The organism is Streptomyces gilvus (assembly GCF_022513565.1).
GTDB classification, from domain to species: domain Bacteria; phylum Actinomycetota; class Actinomycetes; order Streptomycetales; family Streptomycetaceae; genus Streptomyces; species Streptomyces gilvus.
Genome location: NZ_JAKWBE010000049.1, coordinates 1 through 21,410 on the forward strand (window position 1 = coordinate 1; position 21,410 = coordinate 21,410).

General features: G+C 71.0%; 17 protein-coding genes and 1 pseudogene. 10 read left to right on the forward strand and 8 right to left on the reverse strand.

The genetic code is table 11. From position 1 onward, the window contains the following. From MKW14_RS39185 to glgB, 4 genes and pseudogenes are all read left to right on the forward strand, one after another. Positions 1-514 (forward strand): annotated as a pseudogene (locus MKW14_RS39185) (alpha-1,4-glucan--maltose-1-phosphate maltosyltransferase); the annotation flags it as partial. Next, positions 511-2,211 (forward strand): maltose alpha-D-glucosyltransferase, encoded by a 1,701-nt coding sequence (treS, locus tag MKW14_RS39190; RefSeq protein ID WP_208776823.1) that lies wholly within the window; start codon positions 511-513, stop codon positions 2,209-2,211. The pseudogene MKW14_RS39185 and the gene treS, both read left to right, overlap by 4 nt. A 94-nt stretch (positions 2,212-2,305) precedes the next feature. Beyond that, entirely contained in the window at positions 2,306-3,697 is a 1,392-nt protein-coding gene (locus MKW14_RS39195) for a maltokinase N-terminal cap-like domain-containing protein (RefSeq protein ID WP_240871296.1), read from the forward strand. A 63-nt stretch (positions 3,698-3,760) separates the two neighbouring features. Beyond that, positions 3,761-7,090, forward strand: a complete 3,330-nt coding sequence (gene glgB / locus MKW14_RS39200) for a 1,4-alpha-glucan branching enzyme (RefSeq protein WP_240871297.1) — start codon at positions 3,761-3,763, stop codon at positions 7,088-7,090. A 45-nt stretch (positions 7,091-7,135) separates the two neighbouring features. Here glgB and MKW14_RS39205 read toward each other — a convergent pair whose 3' ends face one another. Beyond that, positions 7,136-7,702 (reverse strand): cytochrome P450, encoded by a 567-nt coding sequence (locus tag MKW14_RS39205; RefSeq protein ID WP_240871299.1) that lies wholly within the window; start codon positions 7,700-7,702, stop codon positions 7,136-7,138. 54 nt (positions 7,703-7,756) lie between these two features. Further along, a complete protein-coding gene (locus tag MKW14_RS39210; RefSeq protein WP_240871329.1) occupies positions 7,757-10,006 on the reverse strand; it encodes a HelD family protein in 2,250 nt (749 codons plus the stop codon). A 263-nt stretch (positions 10,007-10,269) separates the two neighbouring features. On the opposite strand from MKW14_RS39210, the gene MKW14_RS39215 reads away from it, so the two are divergent. Together MKW14_RS39215 and MKW14_RS39220 are read left to right on the forward strand one after the other, a co-directional pair. After that, positions 10,270-10,623: a carboxymuconolactone decarboxylase family protein gene (locus MKW14_RS39215; RefSeq protein WP_240871301.1), complete on the forward strand. Its 354-nt coding sequence runs from the start codon at positions 10,270-10,272 to the stop codon at positions 10,621-10,623. 33 nt (positions 10,624-10,656) lie between these two features. Further along, a complete protein-coding gene (locus MKW14_RS39220) occupies positions 10,657-11,490 on the forward strand; it encodes a class II glutamine amidotransferase (RefSeq protein ID WP_240871302.1) in 834 nt (277 codons plus the stop codon). 25 nt (positions 11,491-11,515) lie between these two features. Here MKW14_RS39220 and MKW14_RS39225 read toward each other — a convergent pair whose 3' ends face one another. The 4 genes from MKW14_RS39225 to MKW14_RS39240 form a co-directional block, all read right to left on the reverse strand. Next, entirely contained in the window at positions 11,516-11,830 is a 315-nt protein-coding gene (locus MKW14_RS39225) for a thioredoxin family protein (protein ID WP_240871303.1), read from the reverse strand. Positions 11,831-11,832: 2 nt separating this feature from the next. Then, positions 11,833-12,219 (reverse strand): MerR family transcriptional regulator, encoded by a 387-nt coding sequence (locus MKW14_RS39230; protein ID WP_240871304.1) that lies wholly within the window; start codon positions 12,217-12,219, stop codon positions 11,833-11,835. A 313-nt stretch (positions 12,220-12,532) separates the two neighbouring features. After that, complete coding sequence (locus tag MKW14_RS39235; protein ID WP_240871305.1) at positions 12,533-13,297, reverse strand: DUF2127 domain-containing protein; 765 nt, start codon at positions 13,295-13,297, stop codon at positions 12,533-12,535. 112 nt (positions 13,298-13,409) lie between these two features. After that, a complete protein-coding gene (locus MKW14_RS39240) occupies positions 13,410-15,092 on the reverse strand; it encodes an MFS transporter (RefSeq protein ID WP_240871306.1) in 1,683 nt (560 codons plus the stop codon). Between the two features lie 139 nt (positions 15,093-15,231). Here MKW14_RS39240 and MKW14_RS39245 point away from each other — a divergent pair, with 139 nt between their 5' ends. Further along, positions 15,232-15,849, forward strand: coding sequence for a TetR/AcrR family transcriptional regulator (locus MKW14_RS39245; RefSeq protein ID WP_240871307.1), 618 nt, complete (start codon positions 15,232-15,234; stop codon positions 15,847-15,849). Positions 15,850-15,986: 137 nt separating this feature from the next. Here MKW14_RS39245 and MKW14_RS39250 read toward each other — a convergent pair whose 3' ends face one another. Then, positions 15,987-17,402: a cation:dicarboxylate symporter family transporter gene (locus MKW14_RS39250; protein ID WP_240871331.1), complete on the reverse strand. Its 1,416-nt coding sequence runs from the start codon at positions 17,400-17,402 to the stop codon at positions 15,987-15,989. 183 nt (positions 17,403-17,585) lie between these two features. Between MKW14_RS39250 and MKW14_RS39255 the strand changes: the two genes are divergently transcribed. Both MKW14_RS39255 and MKW14_RS39260 read left to right on the forward strand, forming a co-directional pair. Beyond that, entirely contained in the window at positions 17,586-19,220 is a 1,635-nt protein-coding gene (locus MKW14_RS39255) for a sensor histidine kinase (RefSeq protein WP_240871308.1), read from the forward strand. Continuing rightward, the gene (locus tag MKW14_RS39260) at positions 19,217-19,894 is read left to right on the forward strand and encodes a response regulator (protein WP_240871309.1); all 678 of its coding nucleotides are present in this window, start codon (positions 19,217-19,219) and stop codon (positions 19,892-19,894) included. The genes MKW14_RS39255 and MKW14_RS39260 overlap by 4 nt, the downstream gene beginning before the upstream one ends. A 112-nt stretch (positions 19,895-20,006) precedes the next feature. Here MKW14_RS39260 and MKW14_RS39265 read toward each other — a convergent pair whose 3' ends face one another. Then, the gene (locus tag MKW14_RS39265) at positions 20,007-20,462 is read right to left on the reverse strand and encodes a PPOX class F420-dependent oxidoreductase (RefSeq protein ID WP_240871310.1); all 456 of its coding nucleotides are present in this window, start codon (positions 20,460-20,462) and stop codon (positions 20,007-20,009) included. A gap of 178 nt (positions 20,463-20,640) precedes the next feature. Between MKW14_RS39265 and MKW14_RS39270 the strand changes: the two genes are divergently transcribed. After that, positions 20,641-21,390, forward strand: coding sequence for a helix-turn-helix domain-containing protein (locus MKW14_RS39270; RefSeq protein ID WP_374116662.1), 750 nt, complete (start codon positions 20,641-20,643; stop codon positions 21,388-21,390). Positions 21,391-21,410: the final 20 nt, after the last annotated feature.

A 21,410-nucleotide genomic window follows, 5' to 3' on the forward strand; every position in this document is an offset into this window, starting at 1 on the left:
CCCCACCTGGGGCGTGTACTCCGGCTACGAACTGTGCGAGAACGTCCCCCTGCGCGAGGGCAGCGAGGAATACCTCGACTCGGAGAAGTACCAGCTGCGCCCCCGCGACTGGGAGGCCGCCGAACGCGAGGGCCGCACCATCACCCCCCTCATCACCCGCCTCAACGCGATCCGCCGCGCGAACCCCGCGCTCAGGCAGCTGCGCGATCTGCACTTCCACCATGCGGACCAGGACCCGGTGATCGCATACTCGAAACGGAGCGGTTCGAACACGGTTCTGGTGGTCGCGAACCTCGACCCCCACCACACCCAGGAGGCCACGGTCTCGTTGGACATGCCGCAACTCGGCCTGGACTGGCACGAGTCGGTGCCGGTGCGCGACGAGCTCACCGGCGAGACCTATCACTGGGGCAGGGCCAATTACGTGCGCCTGGAACCGGGCACCCGTCCCGCGCACGTGTTCACGCTCCTGCGACCGTCCACCCCGCAGATCGGAGGGTCACCCACAACATGATCGTCAACGAGCCCGTTCCGGACACCTTCGAGGACACCCCCACCAAGGACCGCGACCCGGATTGGTTCAAGCGCGCGGTGTTCTACGAGGTCCTCGTCCGTTCCTTCCAGGACAGCAACGGCGACGGCGTCGGCGACCTCAAGGGCCTGACCGCCAAACTCGACTACCTGCAGTGGCTCGGCATCGACTGCCTGTGGCTGCCGCCCTTCTTCAAGTCACCCCTCCGCGACGGCGGTTACGACGTCTCGGACTACACGGCCGTACTGCCGGAGTTCGGTGACCTCGCCGACTTCGTGGAGTTCGTCGACGCCGCCCACCAGCGCGGTATGCGGGTGATCATCGACTTCGTCATGAACCACACCAGCGACCAGCACCCGTGGTTCCAGGAGTCGAGAAAGGACCCCGACGGCCCCTACGGCGACTACTACGTGTGGGCCGACGACGACAAGCAGTTCCCGGACGCCCGGATCATCTTCGTCGACACCGAGGCCTCCAACTGGACCTTCGACCCGGTCCGCAAGCAGTACTTCTGGCACCGGTTCTTCTCCCACCAGCCGGACCTCAACTACGAGAACCCGGCCGTGCAGGAGGAGATGATCTCCGCCCTGCGGTTCTGGCTGGACCTGGGCATCGACGGCTTCCGGCTGGACGCGGTGCCGTACCTGTACCAGGAAGAGGGCACCAACTGCGAAAACCTTCCGGCAACCCATGAGTTCCTCAAGCGGGTGCGGAAGGAAATCGACGCCTCCTACCCCGACACGGTGGTGCTGGCCGAGGCCAACCAGTGGCCCGAGGACGTCGTCGACTACTTCGGCGACTTCGAGTCCGGCGGCGACGAGTGCCACATGGCCTTCCACTTCCCGGTCATGCCGCGCATCTTCATGGCCGTACGACGGGAGTCCCGTTACCCGGTCTCGGAGATCCTCGCCAAGACCCCGGCGATCCCGAAGAACTGCCAGTGGGGCATCTTTCTGCGCAACCACGACGAGCTGACCCTGGAGATGGTCACCGACGAGGAACGCGACTACATGTGGGCCGAGTACGCCAAGGACCCACGGATGCGCGCCAACATCGGCATCCGGCGCCGGCTCGCCCCGCTCCTCGACAACGACCGCAACCAGATCGAGCTGTTCACCGCCCTGCTGCTGTCCCTGCCGGGTTCGCCGATCCTCTACTACGGCGACGAGATCGGCATGGGCGACAACATCTGGCTCGGCGACCGGGACGCCGTGCGCACGCCGATGCAGTGGACACCTGACCGTAACGCGGGTTTTTCGTCCTGTGACCCCGGGCGCCTCTACCTGCCGACCATCATGGACCCGGTCTACGGCTACCAGGTCACCAACGTCGAGGCGTCGATGTCGTCGCCCTCCTCGCTGCTGCACTGGACCCGCCGCATGATCGAGATCCGTAAGCAGAACCCGGCCTTCGGACTCGGGTCCTACACGGAGCTGCAGTCGTCCAACCCGGCGGTCATCGCGTTCCTGCGCGAGTACGAGGACGATCTCGTCCTGTGCGTGCACAACTTCTCCCGGTTCGCGCAGCCCACCGAGCTCGACCTGCGCGAGTTCAACGGGCGGCACCCGGTGGAGCTGTTCGGCGGGGTGCGTTTCCCGGCCATCGGGGAACTGCCGTACTTGCTGACCCTCGCGGGGCACGGGTTCTACTGGTTCCGGCTCCGCGGGGAAGGCGCCTAGCAGCCCCGCGAACCCGGCGTGGGGCGGTTTCTCCCGCCCCACCCGGGGCACGCATACGTAACACCCCGCCCACCCGGGGAAAGGACGCGACGCCATGTCGGAAGCCGTCACCCGTACCGCCACGACCAGCCCCGGCCTCCTTGCGTCACTGGACCCCCTGCTGCGCGAGTGGCTGCCCCGGCAGCGCTGGTTCGCCGGCAAGGGACGTCCGGTCACCGGGTTCTCACTGGTCGCCGCCACCGAGCTGCTCCCGGCCGAGGGCAAGCTGGGGCTCTACCACCTGCTGGTGCGCGCCCACCAGCCGTCCGCGCTGGGCGCGGAGGCCCACCCCGGCGACTGCTACCAGCTGCTCATAGGCGTGCGCGAGGCGCTGCCGCCCCGGCTGGCGCCCGCGCTGATCGGACATGTGGAGGAGGGCCCGCTCGCCGGACGCACGGTGTACGAGGCCCTGTACGATTCCCGGCCCGCCGAGGTGCTCCTGGAGGCACTGCGCTCCCAGGCCCGCATCGGCGGGCTGCGTTTCGAGCGGGAGCCGGGCCGGGAGATCCGGGCCGGACTCGTCCCACGGCTGATGACCGCCGAGCAGTCGAACTCGTCGGTCGTCTACGGAGATACGTTCATCCTGAAGCTGCTGCGCCGGGTGGTGCCCGGCGTCAACCCCGACCTGGAGCTGCCGCTGGCGCTGGCCCGCGAGGGCTGCCCCCGGGTGCCCCCGCCGACGGCGTGGCTGCGGGCGGAGCTGGGCGGGGAGCCGTACGTCCTGGGCGTGCTGCAGCCCTTCCTGCAGGGCGCGTCCGACGGCTGGGAGCTGGCCCTCAGGGAACTCGCCAAGGGCGAGGACTTCGGCGCCGAGGCGCGGGCGCTGGGGCGTGCGACGGCCGAGGTGCACACGGCGCTGGCCCGTGCGCTGCCGACGGTGACGCTCGGCCACCGGCAGATGGAACTGCTGGCCGGCGGCATGATCGAGCGGCTGGAGGCGGCGGCGCAGGCGGTACCGGTGCTGCGGCCGCACGTGCCGGCCCTGCGCTCGGCGTTCACGGCGCTGGCCGACCTCGCGGCCGAGGGCCGTGTCTGGACCGCGCAGCGCGTCCACGGGGATCTGCATCTCGGGCAGTGTCTGCGCTCTCCGGGCGGTCAGTGGTGGCTGATCGACTTCGAGGGCGAGCCGGCCAGGCCGCTGGCCGAGCGGCGGATGCCGCAGCCGCCGGTGCGGGACGTCGCGGGCATGCTGCGGTCCTTCGACTACGCGGCGCACTCCGCGGGGCCGCAGGCCGCGGAGGACTGGGCCGAGACCTGCCGGGCCGCCTACTGTTCCGGATACGCCGAGGTCAGCGGCGCGGATCCGCGCACCGACCCGGTACTGCTGCGGGCCTGTGAGACCGACAAGGCGATCTACGAGGTCGTCTACGAAGCCCGGCACCGGCCTGACTGGCTGGCGGTGCCGATGACGGCGATAGAGCGTTACGCCACGTCCGACCTGTACTGACTTGTACCGTCCTGTTCTGAGCTACTCCCGTTCCCCCGTCCCTTCGCCGAGGAGGCGCCGCCCGTGACCCCCCGCCCCACGTCCAGCGGTCCGGATCCCAAGAAGACGGCCGAGGACAAGGCCGTCAAAGCCGCGAAGAGTGTGAAGAAGGCGGTGAAGAAGGCCGCGGACAAGGTCACGCCCGGGAAGACAGCGGCGCATGCCACGCCGACGCCCCCGAAGGCCCCTGCGGGCGCGGCCCCGGCGGAAAAGGTGACAGCCAAGAAGGCGACGGCGAAGAAGGCAACCGCGCAGAAGGCGACCACCACCGAGCCCGCGGCCAAGAAGACGTCGGCGAAGAAGGCGACTGCGGAGGGCACGGCGCTGAAGAAGACAGCCGCAGCGAAGAAGGTCGCCGGTGAGGTTCCAGCGGCGAAGAAGACAGCCACGGCCAAGAAGGCCGCTGGTGAGGGTACGGCAGCGGTGAAGAAGACGGCAGCGAAGAAGGTCGCTGCGGAAGGTTCGGCGGCGGCCAAGAAAACGGCCGCGAAGAGGTCGACCGGCGACAACGCGGCGCTGAAGAAGACAGCCGCCAAGAAGGTCGCCGGCGAGGGGACTGCGCTCAAGAATGCAGCGGCGAAGAAGGCGACCGCTGCGGGCGCGGTGAAGAAGGCGGTCGCCAAGAAGGCTCCGGCGAAGGCCGCCTCTTCCGCTACGGCTGCCAAGAAGGCCGCGGCCGAGAAGGCGGTCGCCAAGAAGGCGGTGACGGCGAAGGCCGCAGCAAAGAAGGCGACCACTGCGAAGAGGGCCCCCGCCAAGGCGGCGGCCTCGAGGGCGGCGGTCAGCAAGGCCACCGCGGCGACGCAGGCGGCTGCTGCCGCGCCGGCGGAGGCGACGTCGGCCGAGACCGTGCCGTCGACTGCCGCCGTGCGGCAACCGGCCACGACGACTGCCTCCGCGACGGAGCAACTCACCGCGGCGAGCGCCTCCGCCCAGCCCGGCAGCACGGGCACCCCGGAGCAACCCGCCGCCCCGAGCGGCGGTTCGGCACGCGAGCCACTCGCCGCCACCCCGGAGCAAGCGGGCGGCGAAAAGACTCCCGAGCGCCCCGCCCCCGCGAGCGGCACGGCGGCGGAGCCCCTTGCCGCCGCCCCTGCCACGTCCCCCGAACAGTCCGCCCCCGCGAGCGGCTCCGCACCCGAGCCGCTTGCCGCCGCCGCACCCGGGTCCGTCGCTCTCGGGTGGGAGGATCGGGAGCGGTTGGTGGGGGGGACGCATCATGATCCGCACGCCGTGCTGGGGGCCCACCCCGTGGACGGGGGCGTGGCGTTCCGGGTGTTCCGGCCCTACGCGTTGGGCGTGAGCGTCGTCGCCGGGGAGTTGCGGGCGGAGTTGGCGGACGACGGGGACGGGTTCTTCTCCGGGCTGCTGCCGGTGTCGGAGGTGCCGCCGGGGTACCGGCTGCTCGTGACCTACGAGGGGTCCGTGCGGGACGTCGAGGACGCGTACCGCTTCCTGCCCACGCTCGGCGAGCTGGACCTGCATCTGATCGGTGAGGGCCGGCACGAGGAGTTGTGGAAGGTGCTCGGCGCGCATCCGATGACCCACCAGGGCGTCACCGGCACCCGCTTCTCCGTCTGGGCCCCCAACGCGCGTGGCGTCCACGTGGCCGGCACCTTCAACTTCTGGGACGGCACCGGGTACCCGATGCGCTCCCTCGGCTCCTCCGGTGTGTGGGAGCTGTTCGTGCCCGGCATCGGCGAGGGCGAGCTGTACAAGTTCCAGATCACCCGCCCCGACGGCTCCAAGACCCTGCGCGCCGACCCCCTGGCCCGCCGCACCCAGGCCCCGCCGGAGACCTCGTCGATCATCACCGCCGCGCACCACGAGTGGGGCGACGAGGAGTGGCTGGCCCGCCGCGCGGACCTGCCCGCGCACGAGGCGCCGTTCTCCGTGTACGAGGTCCATCTGCCCTCCTGGCGCCCTGGACTGACGTACCGTCAACTCGCTGAGCGGCTCCCCGCGTACGTCAAGGACCTCGGCTTCACGCACGTCGAGCTGATGCCGGTCGCCGAGCACCCCTTCGGCGGCTCCTGGGGCTACCAGGTCACCGGCTTCTACGCGCCGACGGCCCGCCTGGGCACCCCGGACGACTTCCGGTACCTGGTCGACGCGCTCCACCAGGCCGGCATCGGCGTCCTGATGGACTGGGTGCCGGCGCACTTCCCGCGCGACGACTGGGCGCTCGCGGAGTTCGACGGCCGCCCGCTGTACGAGCACGAGGACCCGCTGCGGGCGGCGCACCCCGACTGGGGCACCCTGGAGTTCGACTTCGGCCGCCGCGAGGTGCGCAACTTCCTGGTGGCGAACGCAATTTACTGGTGCGAGGAGTTCCACATCGACGGTCTGCGCGTGGACGCCGTCGCCTCCATGCTCTACCTGGACTACTCGCGCGAGCCGGGGCAGTGGGTGCCGAACGAGCACGGCGGCCGGGAGAACCTGGACGCCGTCGCCTTCCTGCAGGAGATGAACGCGACCGTGTACCGGCGGGTGCCGGGCGTGGTGACGATCGCGGAGGAGTCGACGGCCTGGGACGGCGTCACGCGCGCCACGCACCACCGGGGCCCGGGCGGCTTCGGCGGGCTCGGCTTCGGCCTGAAGTGGAACATGGGCTGGATGCACGACTCGCTGGACTACATGAGCCACGAGCCGATCCACCGCAAGTACCACCACAACGAGATGACGTTCTCGATGGTGTACGCGTACAGCGAGAACTACGTCCTGCCCATCTCGCACGACGAAGTCGTCCACGGCAAGCGCTCGTTGGTCTCGAAGATGCCGGGCGACTGGTGGCAGCAGCGGGCCAACCTCCGCGCCTACCTGGCCTTCATGTGGTCGCACCCGGGCAAGCAACTGCTCTTCATGGGGCAGGAGTTCGCGCAGGGCGCGGAGTGGTCGGAGGCGCGCGGCCCGGACTGGTGGCTGCTCGACCCGGGGTACGGCGCCGAGGCCGACCACCGGGGCGTGCTCGACCTGGTCCGCGATCTCAACACCGTGTACCGGCACAGCCCGGCGCTGTGGCAGCAGGACATCCAGCCGGCGGGCTTCGAGTGGATCGTGGGCGACGCGGCCGACGACAACGTCTTCGCGTTCCTGCGGTACGCCACCGACGGCACCCCGCTGCTGGCCGTCTCCAACTTCTCCCCGGTGGTCCGCCATGACTACCGTCTGGGGGTTCCGGACGACGTCCCCGCCTGGCACGAGGCGGTGAACACGGACGCCGCGCGCTACGGCGGCACCGACGTCACCAACCCGGACGACATCAAACCGGAGCCGCACCCCTGGCACGGCCGCCCGGCCTGCATCCGGCTGACCCTGCCCCCGCTGGCGACGCTCTGGCTGCGCCCGGCCTGACCGCTCCCGGAGCAGGCGCCCGGGGCGCACAGCCCCGGGCCCCGCTCAGCGGTTCCCGAACATCAGCCTCCGCAGCGCCGACAGCAGCCCCCGCACCTGGCTGTCACCCCGGCCCGCGTCGACCGCGACGGGCTCCTCCCGCGACCCGGGGACGGAAGGACGTACCCGGCCGCTCAGCTCGTACCGCACCGGCAGCAGTCTCAGTCCCCGCACCACCGGTCCCGCCCGCCACGGCAACTGGTCGGGCGGCAGGGTCAGTTCGGCCTTGGTGAAGTGGTCGAAGACGCGGCCCACCGCGGTGGTCACGATCATGCCGCCCAGTTCGCGCCAGTCGTGGGGCAGGCGTCCCTCGGCCCGGGCCCGCCAGTACCGGACGTCCCGTCGCCACTGGTTCTCGTGCTTCAGGACCTCCAACACCTCGCGGTAGTCGAGAACCAGCCACACGGGCACGCCCATCAGCCCGACCGGAGCCACCGGACCGTGCGTGCGCCGCAGCCTGTCGTACACCGCCCCGGGGTCGGCGTCGAACTCAGCCGTGAGCAGCGGCTGGACGGGCAACGACTCGAGCCGGGGACGGTCGGCCGGCGCGCCGGTGTACGAGTGGGCTTCCATGACGCAACGCATACCGCACCGGCCGTGCACGAGCAGTGACCATGGCGGGAACTGTTACGGCTTGGTGATCCCCGGGGCGCCCGTGTCGCCAAGCCCCTTCGGCAGCCGGCCGGTGTGCAGCACGCCCAGCCGCTGGGTGGCCCGGGTCAGCGCCACATACAGGTCGCTGGTGCCGTACAGGCCCGGCTCGACCACCAGCACGGAGTCGAATTCCAGCCCCTTCGACTGCCGCGGGTCGAGCAGGACGACGGTTCGGGTCAGGTCCGGCTCCGCGCCGGCCGTCACCCCGTCCAGCCGGGCCGCGAGCCTGCGGTGCAGATGGCGCGGGGCGATGACCGCGAGCCGGCCCTCGGCGGGGGTCAGCTCCTTCACCGCCTCGGCGACCGCGCCGGGCAGGTCGTCGGTGGCGCGCACCCAGGGCCGTACCCCGGTCGAACGGATCGAGCTCGGCGGCTCGAAGTCGGGGTTGTCGGCGCGTACGACGGCCGCCGCCAGGTCCATGATCTCGGCGGGGGTGCGGTAGTTGACGCCCAGACGGGTGTGCTCCCAGCGGTCCTCGACGTAGGGCTCGAGGATCTTCTCCCAGGAGCCGACGCCCGCCGCCTCCGCGGTCTGCGCCGGGTCGCCGACCAGGGTCATCGAGCGGGTCGGGCTGCGCCGCATGAGCAGCCGCCAGGCCATCGGCGACAGCTCCTGCGCCTCGTCCACGATGATGTGCCCGAAGGCCCAGGTGCGGTCGGCCGCCGCGCGCTCGGCGGCGCTGCGGTGGTCGTCCTCCTCCTGCCGTTCGGCGAACCGCTCGGCGTCGATGATGTCGTGCGCGGACAGCACCTCGGAGCCGTCGGGGTCGCTGTCCTCCTTGTCCTCGAACTCGTAGGTCCGGGAGGCGAAGGACACGTCCAGCACGCCCTGCGCGTAGGCGATCCGGGTCTCCCGCTCGCGCTCGGCCCTCGCCCGGGCGAACCGCTCGTCCACGCCGAGCAGTTCGGCCGCCTCGTCGAGCAGCGGGACGTCCGCCACGGTCCAGGCGCGGGTCACCGGGCGGCGGATGGCGGCCGCGTCCTCGTCCGAGACGTAGCCGACGGGGTCGGCGAGGAAGTCCGCGACCAGCCGCTGCGGGGTCAGCCGCGGCCACAACTGGTCGATGGCGGCCCAGACTTCGGGGTTCTCGGCGATCTCGTCGCGGATCTGGGTGATGTCGGCGGCGTCCAGCAGACTGCCGCCGTCGTAGGGGTCGGTGCCGACGCGCTCGGCGTACAGCTCGGTGAGCGTGTTCAGGATGTGGCCCTCGAAGTGCTCCCGGGCCACGTTGTGCGGCAGCCGGGCGGCCCGGGTCTTCTCGCGGGCGACCCTCACCAGGCCGTCGTCGAGCATCAGCACCTCCCGGTCGTGCTCGATCGCGATCACCGGGTCGGGCAGCGCCTGCCAGTCGCGTACGACGTCGGCGAGCACGTCCGCCATGTCGGCGCGGCCCTTCACGGCGGCCGCCTCCCGTGTGTCCGTGGCCGTCGCCCGCACCCCGGGGAACAGTTCCCCGACGGTGGCGAGCAGTACGCCGGTCTCGCCGAGGGCCGGCAGTACCTCGCCGATGTAGCCGAGGAAGGCGGGGTTGGGGCCGACGATGAGCACGGCCCGCTTGGCGAGCAGTTCCCGGTGCTCGTAGAGGAGGAAGGCGGCCCGGTGCAGCGCGACGGCCGTCTTGCCGGTCCCGGGGCCGCCCTCGACCACCAGCACGCCGCGGTGGGGTGCCCGGATGATCTCGTCCTGCTCGGCCTGGATGGTCTGCACGATGTCGTGCATACGGCCGGTGCGGGCCGCGTCGAGGGCGGCGAGCAGCACGGCGTCCCCGGTCGGGTCCTCGTGGCCGGTGCGCTCCCGGTCGCCGAGGTCGAGGATCTCGTCGTGCAGGGCGGTGACGGTACGGCCGCCGGTGGTGATGTGCCGGCGCCGGCGCAGGCCCATCGGGGTGTGGCCGGTGGCCAGGTAGAAGGGGCGGGCGACGTCTGCGCGCCAGTCGATGAGGATCGGGGTGCGCTCGGCGTCGTCGGTGCGCAGTCCGATGCGGCCGATGTGGTGGTTGGCGCCGGAAGTCAGGTCGATCCGGCCGAAGCAGAGCGAGCCGTCCACCGCGTTCAGGGCGGCCAGCAGTCCGGAGCGCTCGGCGACCAGGATGTCCCGCTCCAGCCGGGCCTGCATGGGCGTGTTCCCCTGGCCGAGCGCGTCCGTGACACCGGCCTCGGTGTCTCCGCGCAGGGCGTCCACACGGGCGTAAAGCCTGTCGATGAATTCCTGCTCACCGCGAATTTCATCGCTGTTTGACAATTCCACTCCCGGCCAGATATGCTGTGCTCACTGAACTTCTTTGCGACCCAATTCCCGTGAAGTCGCGAACCATTGAATATACGCAGGAAAATCCCCCGAGCGCAATTGCTCGGGGGATTTCTTTTTGTTCCCGTCGCGTCGGGCGCCGCCGGAACCACCCGCGGCGGGTGAGGCGGCGCTGGCACGGGACGGAGTTCGCTGGTGGGTGACCACAGCCACCGCACCCCGCGAGAACGGACCTCGACATGACCCAGGACACCACCGGCGCGGGCGGAGTGACCGCACTCGCCGAGGCCGACGCTCCCGTCTTCGAAACGCTCGTGCAGATGACCCTCAACACCTTCGAGCGGTCGGGCCTGGACCCGGAGACGTATCTGCTGACCCGTATCGCGGCGCTGGTGGCCATGGACGCCGCGCCGGCCTCCTACCTGCTCAACATCGGCACGGCGGAAACACTGGGCATCCCGCTCGAACAGATCCGCGGCACCCTCGTGGCCATCGCACCCGTGGTCGGCAGCGCCCGTGTCGTGTCCGCCGCCCGGAACATCGGCGAGGCGTTCGGGCTGGACCTGCCGGACGCGGACACGGACGCCGGCTGACCGGCGCGGAAAGCCTCAGACAGGGATACCGTCATGTGCCGCTGGCTCGCCTACTCGGGGACGCCCGTGCTGATCGACGAGGTCCTCTACCGCCCGACGCATTCACTGATCGACCAGAGCCTCCATTCACGGCTGGGCGTCGAGACGACCAACGGCGACGGCTTCGGTGTGGGCTGGTACTCGGAACACGCCCACACCCCGGCCGTCTTCCACGACACCGGCCCGGCCTGGAGCGACCGCAACCTCCACGAGATCGCCTCGCACGTCAGCTCGCCGCTGTTCTTCGCCCATATCCGGGCCTCCACCGGGACGGCCGTGCAGCAGACCAACTGCCACCCCTTCCGGCACGACCACTGGATGTGGATGCACAACGGCGCGATCGCCGCTTTCGCGGTACTGCGCCGCGATCTCACCCTCGCCGTCGACCCCGTCCTGTTTCCCTCGATCGAGGGCACCACGGACTCGGAACTCATGTTCTACCTGGCCCTCACCTACGGACTCGACGTCGATCCCCCGGGAGCCGTGGCCCGGATGGCGGGCCTGGTCGAGCACGTGGGGCACGCGCACGGGGTGGCGGAGCCCCTGCAGATGACGATCGCCGTGACCGACGGGGAGCGGGTCTGGGCCTTCCGGTACTCCAGCGCCGGTGCCTCACGGTCGCTGTTCTACAGCAGCCGCGTCAGTGACCTGCGCGGCCTCCACCCCGACGTCTCGTTCCTGAAGGACGTCTCCGACGAGACCCGCCTGATCGTGTCGGAGCCCCTGGGCGATCTCCCCGGCGCCTGGAACGAGGTGCCGGAGAGCACGTACGGCATCGTCCAGCCGGGGCAGGACGTCCTGCGCACCTTCAAGCCCCAGTACGGATAGCCGGAGCACGGCCCCGTACGGACGGTCAGAGCACGTCCTCCAGCTCCGCCAGCAGCCGACGCTTGGGGCGGGCGCCCACCATCGCCTTCACCGGCTCACCGCCCCGGAACACCATGAACGTCGGCATCGACAGCACCTTGTAGGCGTTCGTCGTCTCGGGGTTGGTGTCCACGTCCAGCTGGACCACCTTCAGCCGCTCGCCCTCCTCGGCCGCGAGGGCCCTCAGCACCGGGCCCATCTGCCGGCACGGCGGGCACCAGTCGGCGGTGAACTCCACCAGCACCGGCAGCTCCGAGCCGATCACCTGCGTCGCGAAGTCCGCGTCCGTCACCTCGGTCACCCTCACAGTTCCCGCCCTCCCAGTTCGCACAACGGTGGCTCGCTGCCGGTCGAGGCAAGGCGCACGGCGATCGTCGCCCGCACCGCCTGCAACTCACCGATCAGCGCGTCGAGTTCGGCGAGCTTGCGCCGGTAGACCGCGACCGAGGCCGGGCAGGAGTCACCCTCGGGATGACCGGCCCGCAGACACTCCACGAAGGGTCGTGTCTCCTCCAGGTCGAACCCGAAGTCCTGCAGCGTGCGGATCTGCCGGAGCAGCTTCACATCGTTCTCGTCGTAGGTCCGGTGTCCGAGCTCGTCGCGACGCGCGGGCAGCAGCCCGCGCGCCTCGTAGTACCTGAGCGCCCTCGTCGTGGTCCCGGCCCGTGCGGCCAGCTCGCCGATTCGCATGCCTGTCAACGTAAGCCTTCACGCCGACGTCAAGGCAAGCACCGGTGTCAGCGGGGCGGCACACCGGGCGCCCGGCCGGGGCGCGGGCCCAGCAGCCACTCGCCCGAGGGTGGACCCGAGTGGGCCTCCTCCTCGTCGTCCGGGAGCCGGTCCTCGTCGTGAGGCGGTCGCGGTCGGAGAGGAGTTCGTCGAGGGCCTCGCGAACGTCCGCCGGCTCGGTGCGGGCGGACTGGACGGGCCACGGCGGCGAGGAACTCGTAGAAGATCTCGGAGATCTGCTCCATCGACAAGGTCGTCGCGCCGGCCGAGCCGCCTAGACCGGCACCCCGGCCGACTCCTCGACCTCCAGGAGGGACGCGCTCTGGCGTTCCTCCTCGAAGGCCCTGCGGCCGCCCCGGAGGCCGAACAGGCGCTTGGCGAGGGCGATGTAGAGCACCGCGAGGATGTTGAGGACCAGCGTGCCGATCTTCAACCAGCTGATGTGCTCGGTGAGTTCGTAGATCTCCAGCGGCAGGAACGCGGCGGTGGCGACCACCGTCAGGTACTCCGCCCAGCGCTTGGCGTACCAGAGGCCGACCGCCTCGACGAGTTCGATCAGCGCGTAGGCGAGCAGCAGCGCGGCCACCAGCAGCAGCGTGGAGTGCTTGTAGCCGAAGGTCTTCTGGATGGTGCCGACGATCGGCGAGTGGTCGAGGTCGTAGTGGAAGTGCCGGAAGACGGGCCGGAAGACGTCGAGGTACTCGTCGAAGAGCCGGCGCACCGAGTCCTGGCTGTTGCTGAACTTCCACACGGCCACCGCCACCAGCACGATGAACACCCCGCGCACGGCCCGCTCGATCGCCAGGAAGCGCAGGATGAACAGGTCGCGCAGCACCTTGCCGCGCGGCACCAGGGGCGCCTCGGCGGCCGGTCCCGAGCCGTGCGGCTCGCCGAGCACGAAGTCGCCGCAGCGCAGACAGCGCCAGACCTCGCCGAGGGCGGTCTCCGCGTGCAGCCGCACCCGCAGCCGGGGGTCGTCCGGCGCGTACGTGATGTGCCCCTTGCGGGCGCACGTCCGCCGGTCCCAGTCGATCTTCATCCCCCGCGCCTCCATACCGCCGTGTCGAGCATGCCGAGCGTACGAACGTGCCGTGCCGGTCGACGGCACGGCACGCTAGTGCATCGGAGTAAGAGACGGCGATCCGGGGAGGTCAGTTCGCCGCGGCGCCCGCCATTTCCCGCTCCTCGACCGGCTCGGCGGGCTCCGCCCCGGCCGTCCGCTTCCGGCCCGGCAGCAGCAGCGCGACGGCGAGGGTGCCCACGGCGAGGACCACCGCGCCGACCAGGCTGGTGTGGGCCACCGCGTCGGAGAAGGAGGAGCCGACCGCGTCCGCCATCTGCCGCGCGCCGCCGGCGAGCTGCCGCGCCTGCGCCTTGAGCTGGGCGGCCTGCTGCGGATCCGTGGTCCGCGCGGCCTGCGCGGCGAGCTGCTGCGCCTTCTCGGAGATGCCCTGCGCCACCGCGTATCCGGCGCCGACCGAGTCCTGCGCGGTGGCCAGGGTGCCGGCGGGGAGCCTGCTGCCGGCGGTCGCGTCCGCGAGGTGGCCCGAGTAGGAGGTCGCCAGCAGTGAGCCGAGGATGGCGATGCCGAGCGAGCCGCCGAGCTCGATCGAGGTGTCGTTCACCGCGCCGCCGACGCCCAGCTCGGACTCGGGGAAGGAGCCCATGATCGCGTCCGTGCTGGGCGAGAGCGCCAGGCCGATGGCCAGGCCCAGGATGACGAGCGGGACCACGAAGTCGCCGTACGACGATCCCGCGTCGACCCGGGTGAGCAGCGCTAGGGCGGTGGTGCCGCCGACCATGCCCGCGGTGACCGTCCACTTCATGCCGACCCGCGGGGTGAGGTAGCCGGTCAGGGCCGAGCCGGCGAAGACGGCGCCGGCGAGCGGCAGCATGCGCAGACCGGTGCCCAGGGCGTCGTAGCCGAGGACGAACTGCAGGTGCTGGGTGAGGTAGTAGAAGGCGCCGAAGACGGCCAGGAAGAAGAGGGCGACGGCGAGGTTGGAGCCCGCGAAGCGGCGCTCCGCGAACCGGCGGACGTCCAGGACGGGGCGCGGGTGACGCAGCTCCCAGAGGACGAACAGGAGCAGACCGGCACCGGCGACGACCGCGGCGGTGACCGCCTTCACGCCCCAGCCGAAGTGCGGGCCCTCGATGATCATGTAGACCAGCGAGCCGATCCACACCACCGACAGCAGACCGCCGACGTAGTCGATGCGGTCGTGGTGTCCGGCCCTGGACGGCGGGACGAGGACGAGGGAGGCGACCAGGGCGACGGCGGCGATCGGGACGTTGATCAGGAACGTCGAGGCCCAGCCGTGGTTCTTCAGCAGCGCGCCGGCGACGACCGGGCCGGCCGCGATGGCGAGTCCGGCGGTTGAGGTCCACAGGGTGATCGCCTTGGCGCGTTCGGCCCGCGGGAAGGTCGCGGCCAGCAGGGAGAGGGTGGCGGGCATGATCAGCGCGGCGCCGGTGCCCATGACGGCGCGGGCCGCGATGACCGTCGTGGCGGAGTCGGCGAGGTAGCCGAAGACCGCGCCGCCGCCGAACACGGTCAGACCGAGCAGGAGCGCGCCGCGGCGGCTGTACTTGTCGCCGATCGCGCCGAGCAGCAGCATCAGCGCGGCGTACGGGACGGTGTAGCCGTCGATGACCCACTGGAGGTCCGCGCTGGACAGCCCCAGGTCCCGGGTCATGTCGGGGGCCGCGACCGTGAGGGCGGTGTTCGCCATCACGATGATCAGCAGGCTCAGGCACAGGACCAGCAGAGCCCACCAGCGCCGGGCGTAGGGGCGCTCCATCTTGTCGACCGGTTCGGTCAGGACGAGTCGCATGGCAGGGGTGGCCTTCCTCGGCGGACAGCGGTTCTCGGTGCGGTGGCACCGCGACTTGCACAGTGCTGTGCAGTTGCACAACAATGTGCAATGTACGCCGTTGCACAGCGCTGTGCAAGTCGCTCGGAGAAAGGGCACAATGGCCCCCATGACCACGGGCACCCCCAGCCGCGCCGACGCCAACCGCCGCCGCATCCTCGATGTCGCCCTCACCGAGCTGCTGCGCGACCCCGACGCGTCCATGGACCAGATCGCGCGCGCCGCGGGCGTCGTACGACGGACCGTGTACGGACATTTCCCGAGCCGTGAGGCGCTGGTCGGCACCCTGGTCGACGGGGCCGTGGAGGCGGTGGCGGCCGCGCACGCGAAGGGTCGTGAGGCCGCCGAGGGCCCGGCGGAGGCGGTGGCGCGGGGCACCCTCGCCGTGTGGGAGATCGCCGACCGCTACCGCATCCTGGTCGCGCTGGCCCAGCGCAGCGTCACCGTGCAGGGCATCCGGGACCGGCTCACCCCGGTGCGCGAGGCCTGCACCGAGGTGCTGCGACAGGGCCTGGACGAGGGCGTGTTCAGCTCGCCCCTGCCGGCGCCGGCGCTCGCGTACGTCCATGAGCAGCTGCTGTTCGCGCTGATGGAGGCGGTGAACGAGGGGATGCTGGCAGCAGAGGAGGCGGGCCGCTCCGCCGCGGTCACTGCGCTGACCGCGGCGGGCGTACCCGCCTCTCGTGCCACCGAACTGGTGGCGAAGCTGAGCGATTGAGTTGTGGCTCTTTCCCCACTGGGACCGGGCGACCTCCCCGGATCGGGCGGCTGAGCGACGGGGGGACACCCAGCCGCCCGGCGTGGGCGGGGGACGGGCCCGCGTTCAGGACGGGCCCCTCCCGGTCTCGCGGGCCCTCAGGCCTTGGCGAGTTCCTTCTCGCCGCCCTGCCCGGGGATCTCGGCGTGCGGCTGCACGCCCTCGTCGAGCAGGGTGGTCTCGTCGAAGGGAAGCTCGCCCGCGAGGACCTGGCGGACGCGGACCTTGTCGATCTCCTTGGTCCAGGTGCCGACCAGGACAGTGGCGACCGCGTTGCCCGCGAAGTTGGTCAGGGCGCGGGCCTCGCTCATGAAGCGGTCGATGCCGACGATGAGACCGACGCCGTCCACCAGGGCGGGCTTGTGCGACTGCAGGCCACCGGCCAGGGTCGCCAGGCCCGCGCCGCTGACGCCCGCCGCGCCCTTGGAGGCCAGCAGCAGGAAGAGCAGCAGCGGGATCTGCTCGCCGACGGACATCGGCGTGCCGAGGGCGTCGGCGATGTAGAGGGACGCCATGGTCATGTAGATCATGGTGCCGTCGAGGTTGAAGGAGTAGCCGGTCGGGACGGTGATGCCGACCACCGGCTTGCTGACGCCCAGGTGCTCCATCTTCGCGATGAGCCGCGGCAGCGCGGACTCGGAGGAGGAGGTGGACAGGATCAGCAGGAACTCACGGGCCAGGTACTTGAACAGCAGGAAGATGTTCAGCCCGGCGACGACGCGCAGGATCGCGCCCAGCACGACGAAGACGAACAGGAAGCAGGTGACGTAGAAGCCGAGCATCAGCACCGCGAGGCTCTTCAGGGCGTCCAGGCCGGCCGAGCCGACGACCGCGGCGATGGCGCCGAAGGCACCGATCGGGGCGGCCCACATCACCATGGCGAGGATGCGGAAGACGAGCCGCTGGATGTGCTCGACACCGCGCAGGATCGGCTGGCCGACCGAGCCCATGGCCTGGAGGGCGAACCCGGCGAGCAGCGCGATGAGCAGGGTCTGCAGGACCTGGCCCTCGGTGAACGCCGAGACGAAGGTGGTCGGGATGATCGACAGCACGAAGTCCACGGGCGGCAGCGCGTCGCTGGACACCTGGTCGTGGCCGGAGGCCTTGATCGCGTTGGTGAGGTGCAGTCCGTCGCCCGGGTGCAGGATGTTGCCGACGACGAGACCGATGGTCAGCGCGACCAGCGACATCACCAGGAAGTAGCCGAGCGCGATACCGCCGACGGCACCGACCTTCGCGGCCTTCCGTACCGATCCGATACCGAGCACGATCGTGCAGAAGATGATCGGGGAGATCATCATCTTGATCAGGTTCACAAAGCCCGTACCGAGCGGCTTGAGCTCGACCCCGGCGTCGGGCCAGATCAGACCCACGGCGATACCGAGCACGACCGCCGCGATCACGGCGAGGTAGAGGTAGTGGGTACGGTCCCGCTTCACGCGGGGTGCGGCAGGTGCCGTATCGGGGGTGCTGGCGGCGGCCACGGCTGCCCTCCTTGACGTCGTCGTCGGCATCACCGGCGTGCGGCTCACGTCCGGGGGATGGGGATGCGGTTTCGTCCGGCGGCCGCGATGGCTGGAACCGTATGTCCCGCTTCCGCTCGCTACCGCATTGCGGTGACTATCCCGTGCCCCTGTGAGGGCGGTCACCCTTCCGTTCATTTAGTTCATGCTTGACGTGCGAGGCAGACTGACGGCATGCGCATCTCCGTGCCGAGACCCCGCAGCCTGGCGGGGCAGCTCTTCGCCATGCAGGCCGTGCTGATAGCGGTCGTCGTGGCCGGATACGCGCTGTTCACCTACGTCAGCGACGAGCAGCAGGCCGAGCGGGCGGCCGGCCGGCAGGCCATGGCGGTGGCCCGCTCGATCGCCGACACACCCTCCGTGCACGCCGCGATCGCCACCCCGAAACCGAGCCGCGAGCTCCAGCCGTACGCGCTGAAGGTGATGCGCGACGCCGACGTCGACTTCGTGACGATCATGGATCCGCAGGGCATCCGCTGGACCCACCCCACCCCGAAGCTGATCGGCAAGCACTTCGTCGGCAATATCGCCAAGGCCCAGCAGGGCGGCTCCCTCACCGAGAAGTACAAGGGCACCCTCGGGGTGTCGGTCCGCGCGGTCACGCCGATCAAGGACGCGGACCACAAGGTCATCGGCCTGGTCAGCGCCGGTATCAAGGTCCAGGCGATCAGCAAGCAGGTACGGGGCCAGGTCTCGGCGCTGCTCGGAGTCGCGGCCGGCGCCCTCGCCCTCGGCGCGATCGGTACGTACGTCGTCAACGCCCGCCTGCGCCGGCACACCCACGGCATGAACGCGGCCGAACTCAGCCGGATGCACGACTACCACGAGGCCGCTCTGCACGCGGTGCGCGAGGGGCTGCTGATGCTGGACGGGCAGTACCGGGTGGCGCTGATCAACGACGGCGGGCGGGAGCTGCTGGGCCTGGACGGCGAGCGGGGTCTGATCGGGACGTCGGTCGCGGATTTGGGTCTGCCGAGCCCGCTGACGGGGGCGTTGCTGGCGTCGGAGCCGCGGGTGGACGAGGTGCATCTGACGGCGGATCGGGTGCTGGTGGTCAACACCTCACCGGTGTCCGGCGGAGAGCGCCGCGGCACCGTGGTCACCCTCCGGGACGTCACCGAACTCCAGTCCCTGATGGGCGAGTTGAACTCCGAGCGCGGCTTCACCCAGGCCCTGCGCTCCCAGGCGCACGAGGCCGCGAACCGGCTCCACACGGTGGTCTCCCTGATCGAACTGGGCCGCGCGGAGGAGGCGGTGGACTTCGCGACGGCGGAACTGGAGCTGGCGCAGGCGCTCACCGACCAGGTGGTGGCGGCGGTGAGCGAGCCGGTGCTGGCGGCGCTGCTCCTGGGCAAGACGGCGCAGGCGAACGAGCGGGGCGTGGAGCTGGTGGTGTCGGAGGACAGCCGCCTGGACGACGGTCTGCTGCCGCCGACCCTGCCCGCCCGGGACCTGGTGACCATCCTCGGCAACCTGATCGACAACGCGGTGGACGCGGCGCAGGGCAGCGTGCGGGCGCGGGTGACGGTGACGGCGTACGCGGAGGGCGCCGAGCTGGTGCTGCGGGTGGCGGACACGGGCGCCGGGGTGGATCCCGCCCACGCCGACCTGGTCTTCCAGCGCGGCTTCTCCACGAAGCCGTCCGGGCCGGGGGGCCGGGGGCTGGGCCTGGCACTGGTACGGCAGGCTGTGCAGCGGCAGGGCGGGGAGCTGACGGTGACCGAGGCGGACGGCGGCGGCGCGGAGTTCACGGTGCGGCTGCCGCTGAGTACGACGGCGCCCGTCCCGGTGCCGGGAGGCGAGGCATGACCGACATCCGGGTGCTGGTGGTGGAGGACGATCCGGTCGCGGCGGACGCGCACGTCATGTACGTCGGCCGGGTCCCGGGGTTCGTCGCGGTCGGGAAGGCGCACACGGGCGCGGAGGCACGGCGGCTGCTGGACCGCACGCCGGTGGATCTGCTGCTGCTGGACCTGCATCTGCCGGACGTCCACGGGCTGCAGTTCGCGAGGTCGCTGCGGGCGGCGGGGCATCACGCGGACGTGATCGCGGTGACGTCCGCGCGGGATCTGACGGTGGTGCGCGAAGGGGTGTCGCTGGGGGTCGTGCAGTACGTCCTGAAGCCGTTCACCTTCGCGACGCTCCGGGACCGGCTGGTGCGCTACGCGGAGTTCCGGGGTGCGGCCGGGGAGGCGAGCGGCCAGGACGAGGTGGACCGCGCGCTGGCGACCCTGCGCGCCCCCTCGCCGGCGGCGCTGCCGAAGGGGCTCAGCGGGCCGACCCTGGAGCGGGTGACGGGGGCGCTGCGGGAGGCCGCGGAGGGGCTGACGGCGGCCGGGGTGGCGGAGGCGGTCGGGATATCCCGGATCACGGCCCGGCGGTATCTGGAACACCTGGTGGACGCGGGCAGGGCGGCGCGCAGCCCGCAGTACGGGACCGTGGGCCGACCGGAGTTGCAGTACCGCTGGGTCCCCGGGCGTTAGCCGGCCCGCCGTACCCGCCCCACCCCCAACACCGCAACCCCGCAACCCCACAACCCCACAACCCCGCAAGCGTCCGCCCTCCGGGCGGACGGCGGGACTTTCGCAGCAGGCCCTACCCGGGCAGCACCCCGGGTCGGAACGGCTCCACACCGACGACCCTGCGCACCCGCAGCGGCTCGATCAGGAGCATGACCCGGCGTTCGCCCGGCAGCAGCCACGGGTAGCGCTCCTCGCCGATGTACTTCTTCGTCAGGCGGTCCATGGAGCGCTCCGCCTCCTCGCCCTCCACGAACCGGACCACGCGGCCCCGGATCTCCACCCGGTCGTAGGGGTTGTCGGGGTCGTGGTGGGAGAGGGAGACGTTGGGATTGAGCCGCAGGTTCTCCTCCTTCACCCGGCCCATGGCGGTGTTGACCATGACGTACTCCCCTTCGATGTCCGCCCACATGGGCGAGACCTGGGGTGCGCCGTCCCGGCCGACGGTGGCCAGGTGCCAGAAGTTGGGCGCGAGGAGACGCTCGCGAATATGCCCCTCTACCTTGCCCTTCACCTCGTACACGAAGATCACGTCCCTTTCCGGCCACCCGCCCGGGCGGTCCGGCACCATCCTCGCCGTCCCGGGCGTACGTTCGACAGAAGATCTCCGGACAGCCCCGGAAGCCTGCACAGCCGTACCTTCCTACAATCCGTATTCCTGGCCGAACAGACCGTAGTCAGTGCACTCCCGCACCCCTACGTTGTGCCCCGTGCACCCACCGTCACCCCACACGAACCGCCCGAACCGCCCGAACCACTCCGCTCGGCCCGCTCAGCCCGCCCCGCCCTTCAACGCCATCGCCGCCCGCCGGCTGCGCACGGCCCTCGACATGGGCCCCGAGCATGTCGCCTACGGAATGCGCGCCTCCTTCGGACTGCCCTATGTGACCGCGGACCTGGTGACCTCCTGGGAGCGCGGGGCCCTGTCCCCGACGGACACCGAACTCTCCGCCCTCGCGGGCGTGTTGTGGTGCTCCCCCGGCGAACTGATCGGGAAGCCGCGGACCTTGCGCGATCACCGCGTCGCCCGCGGTCTGGCGCCGGAGAACGTGGCCCGTTTCGTCGGGCTCGAACTGCTCGCCTACCTCCGCATGGAGGAGCACTGCGCCTGGCGGGGTAACGACCGCCAGTCCGCCGCCCTCGCCGAGCTGCTCGACCTGTCGCTGCCGGACTACATCACCGTCACGGGGCGGGAGACGAAGCTGGCCGAGATGCTGCGCAGCGCGGTGACCACGCGCTGGCAGGCGTACGTCCGGCCGGTCGCCAAGGCGGTACCGCTGGACCGGCGGCTGCTGGAGGACTCCCTCCAGCAGCTCCACCAGGACTACCAGGGGCAGATGGTCGCCTCGCTGAGCTGGGGCGACGGCGGTGCGGCGAACGCGGCCGGCGACGCGGGGCGGGAGTTCCTGGACCGGATCGTCGACCATTTCTGGGCCGCGGTCCAGGACAACACCACGTAGCGGACAACAACCGCAGAGGG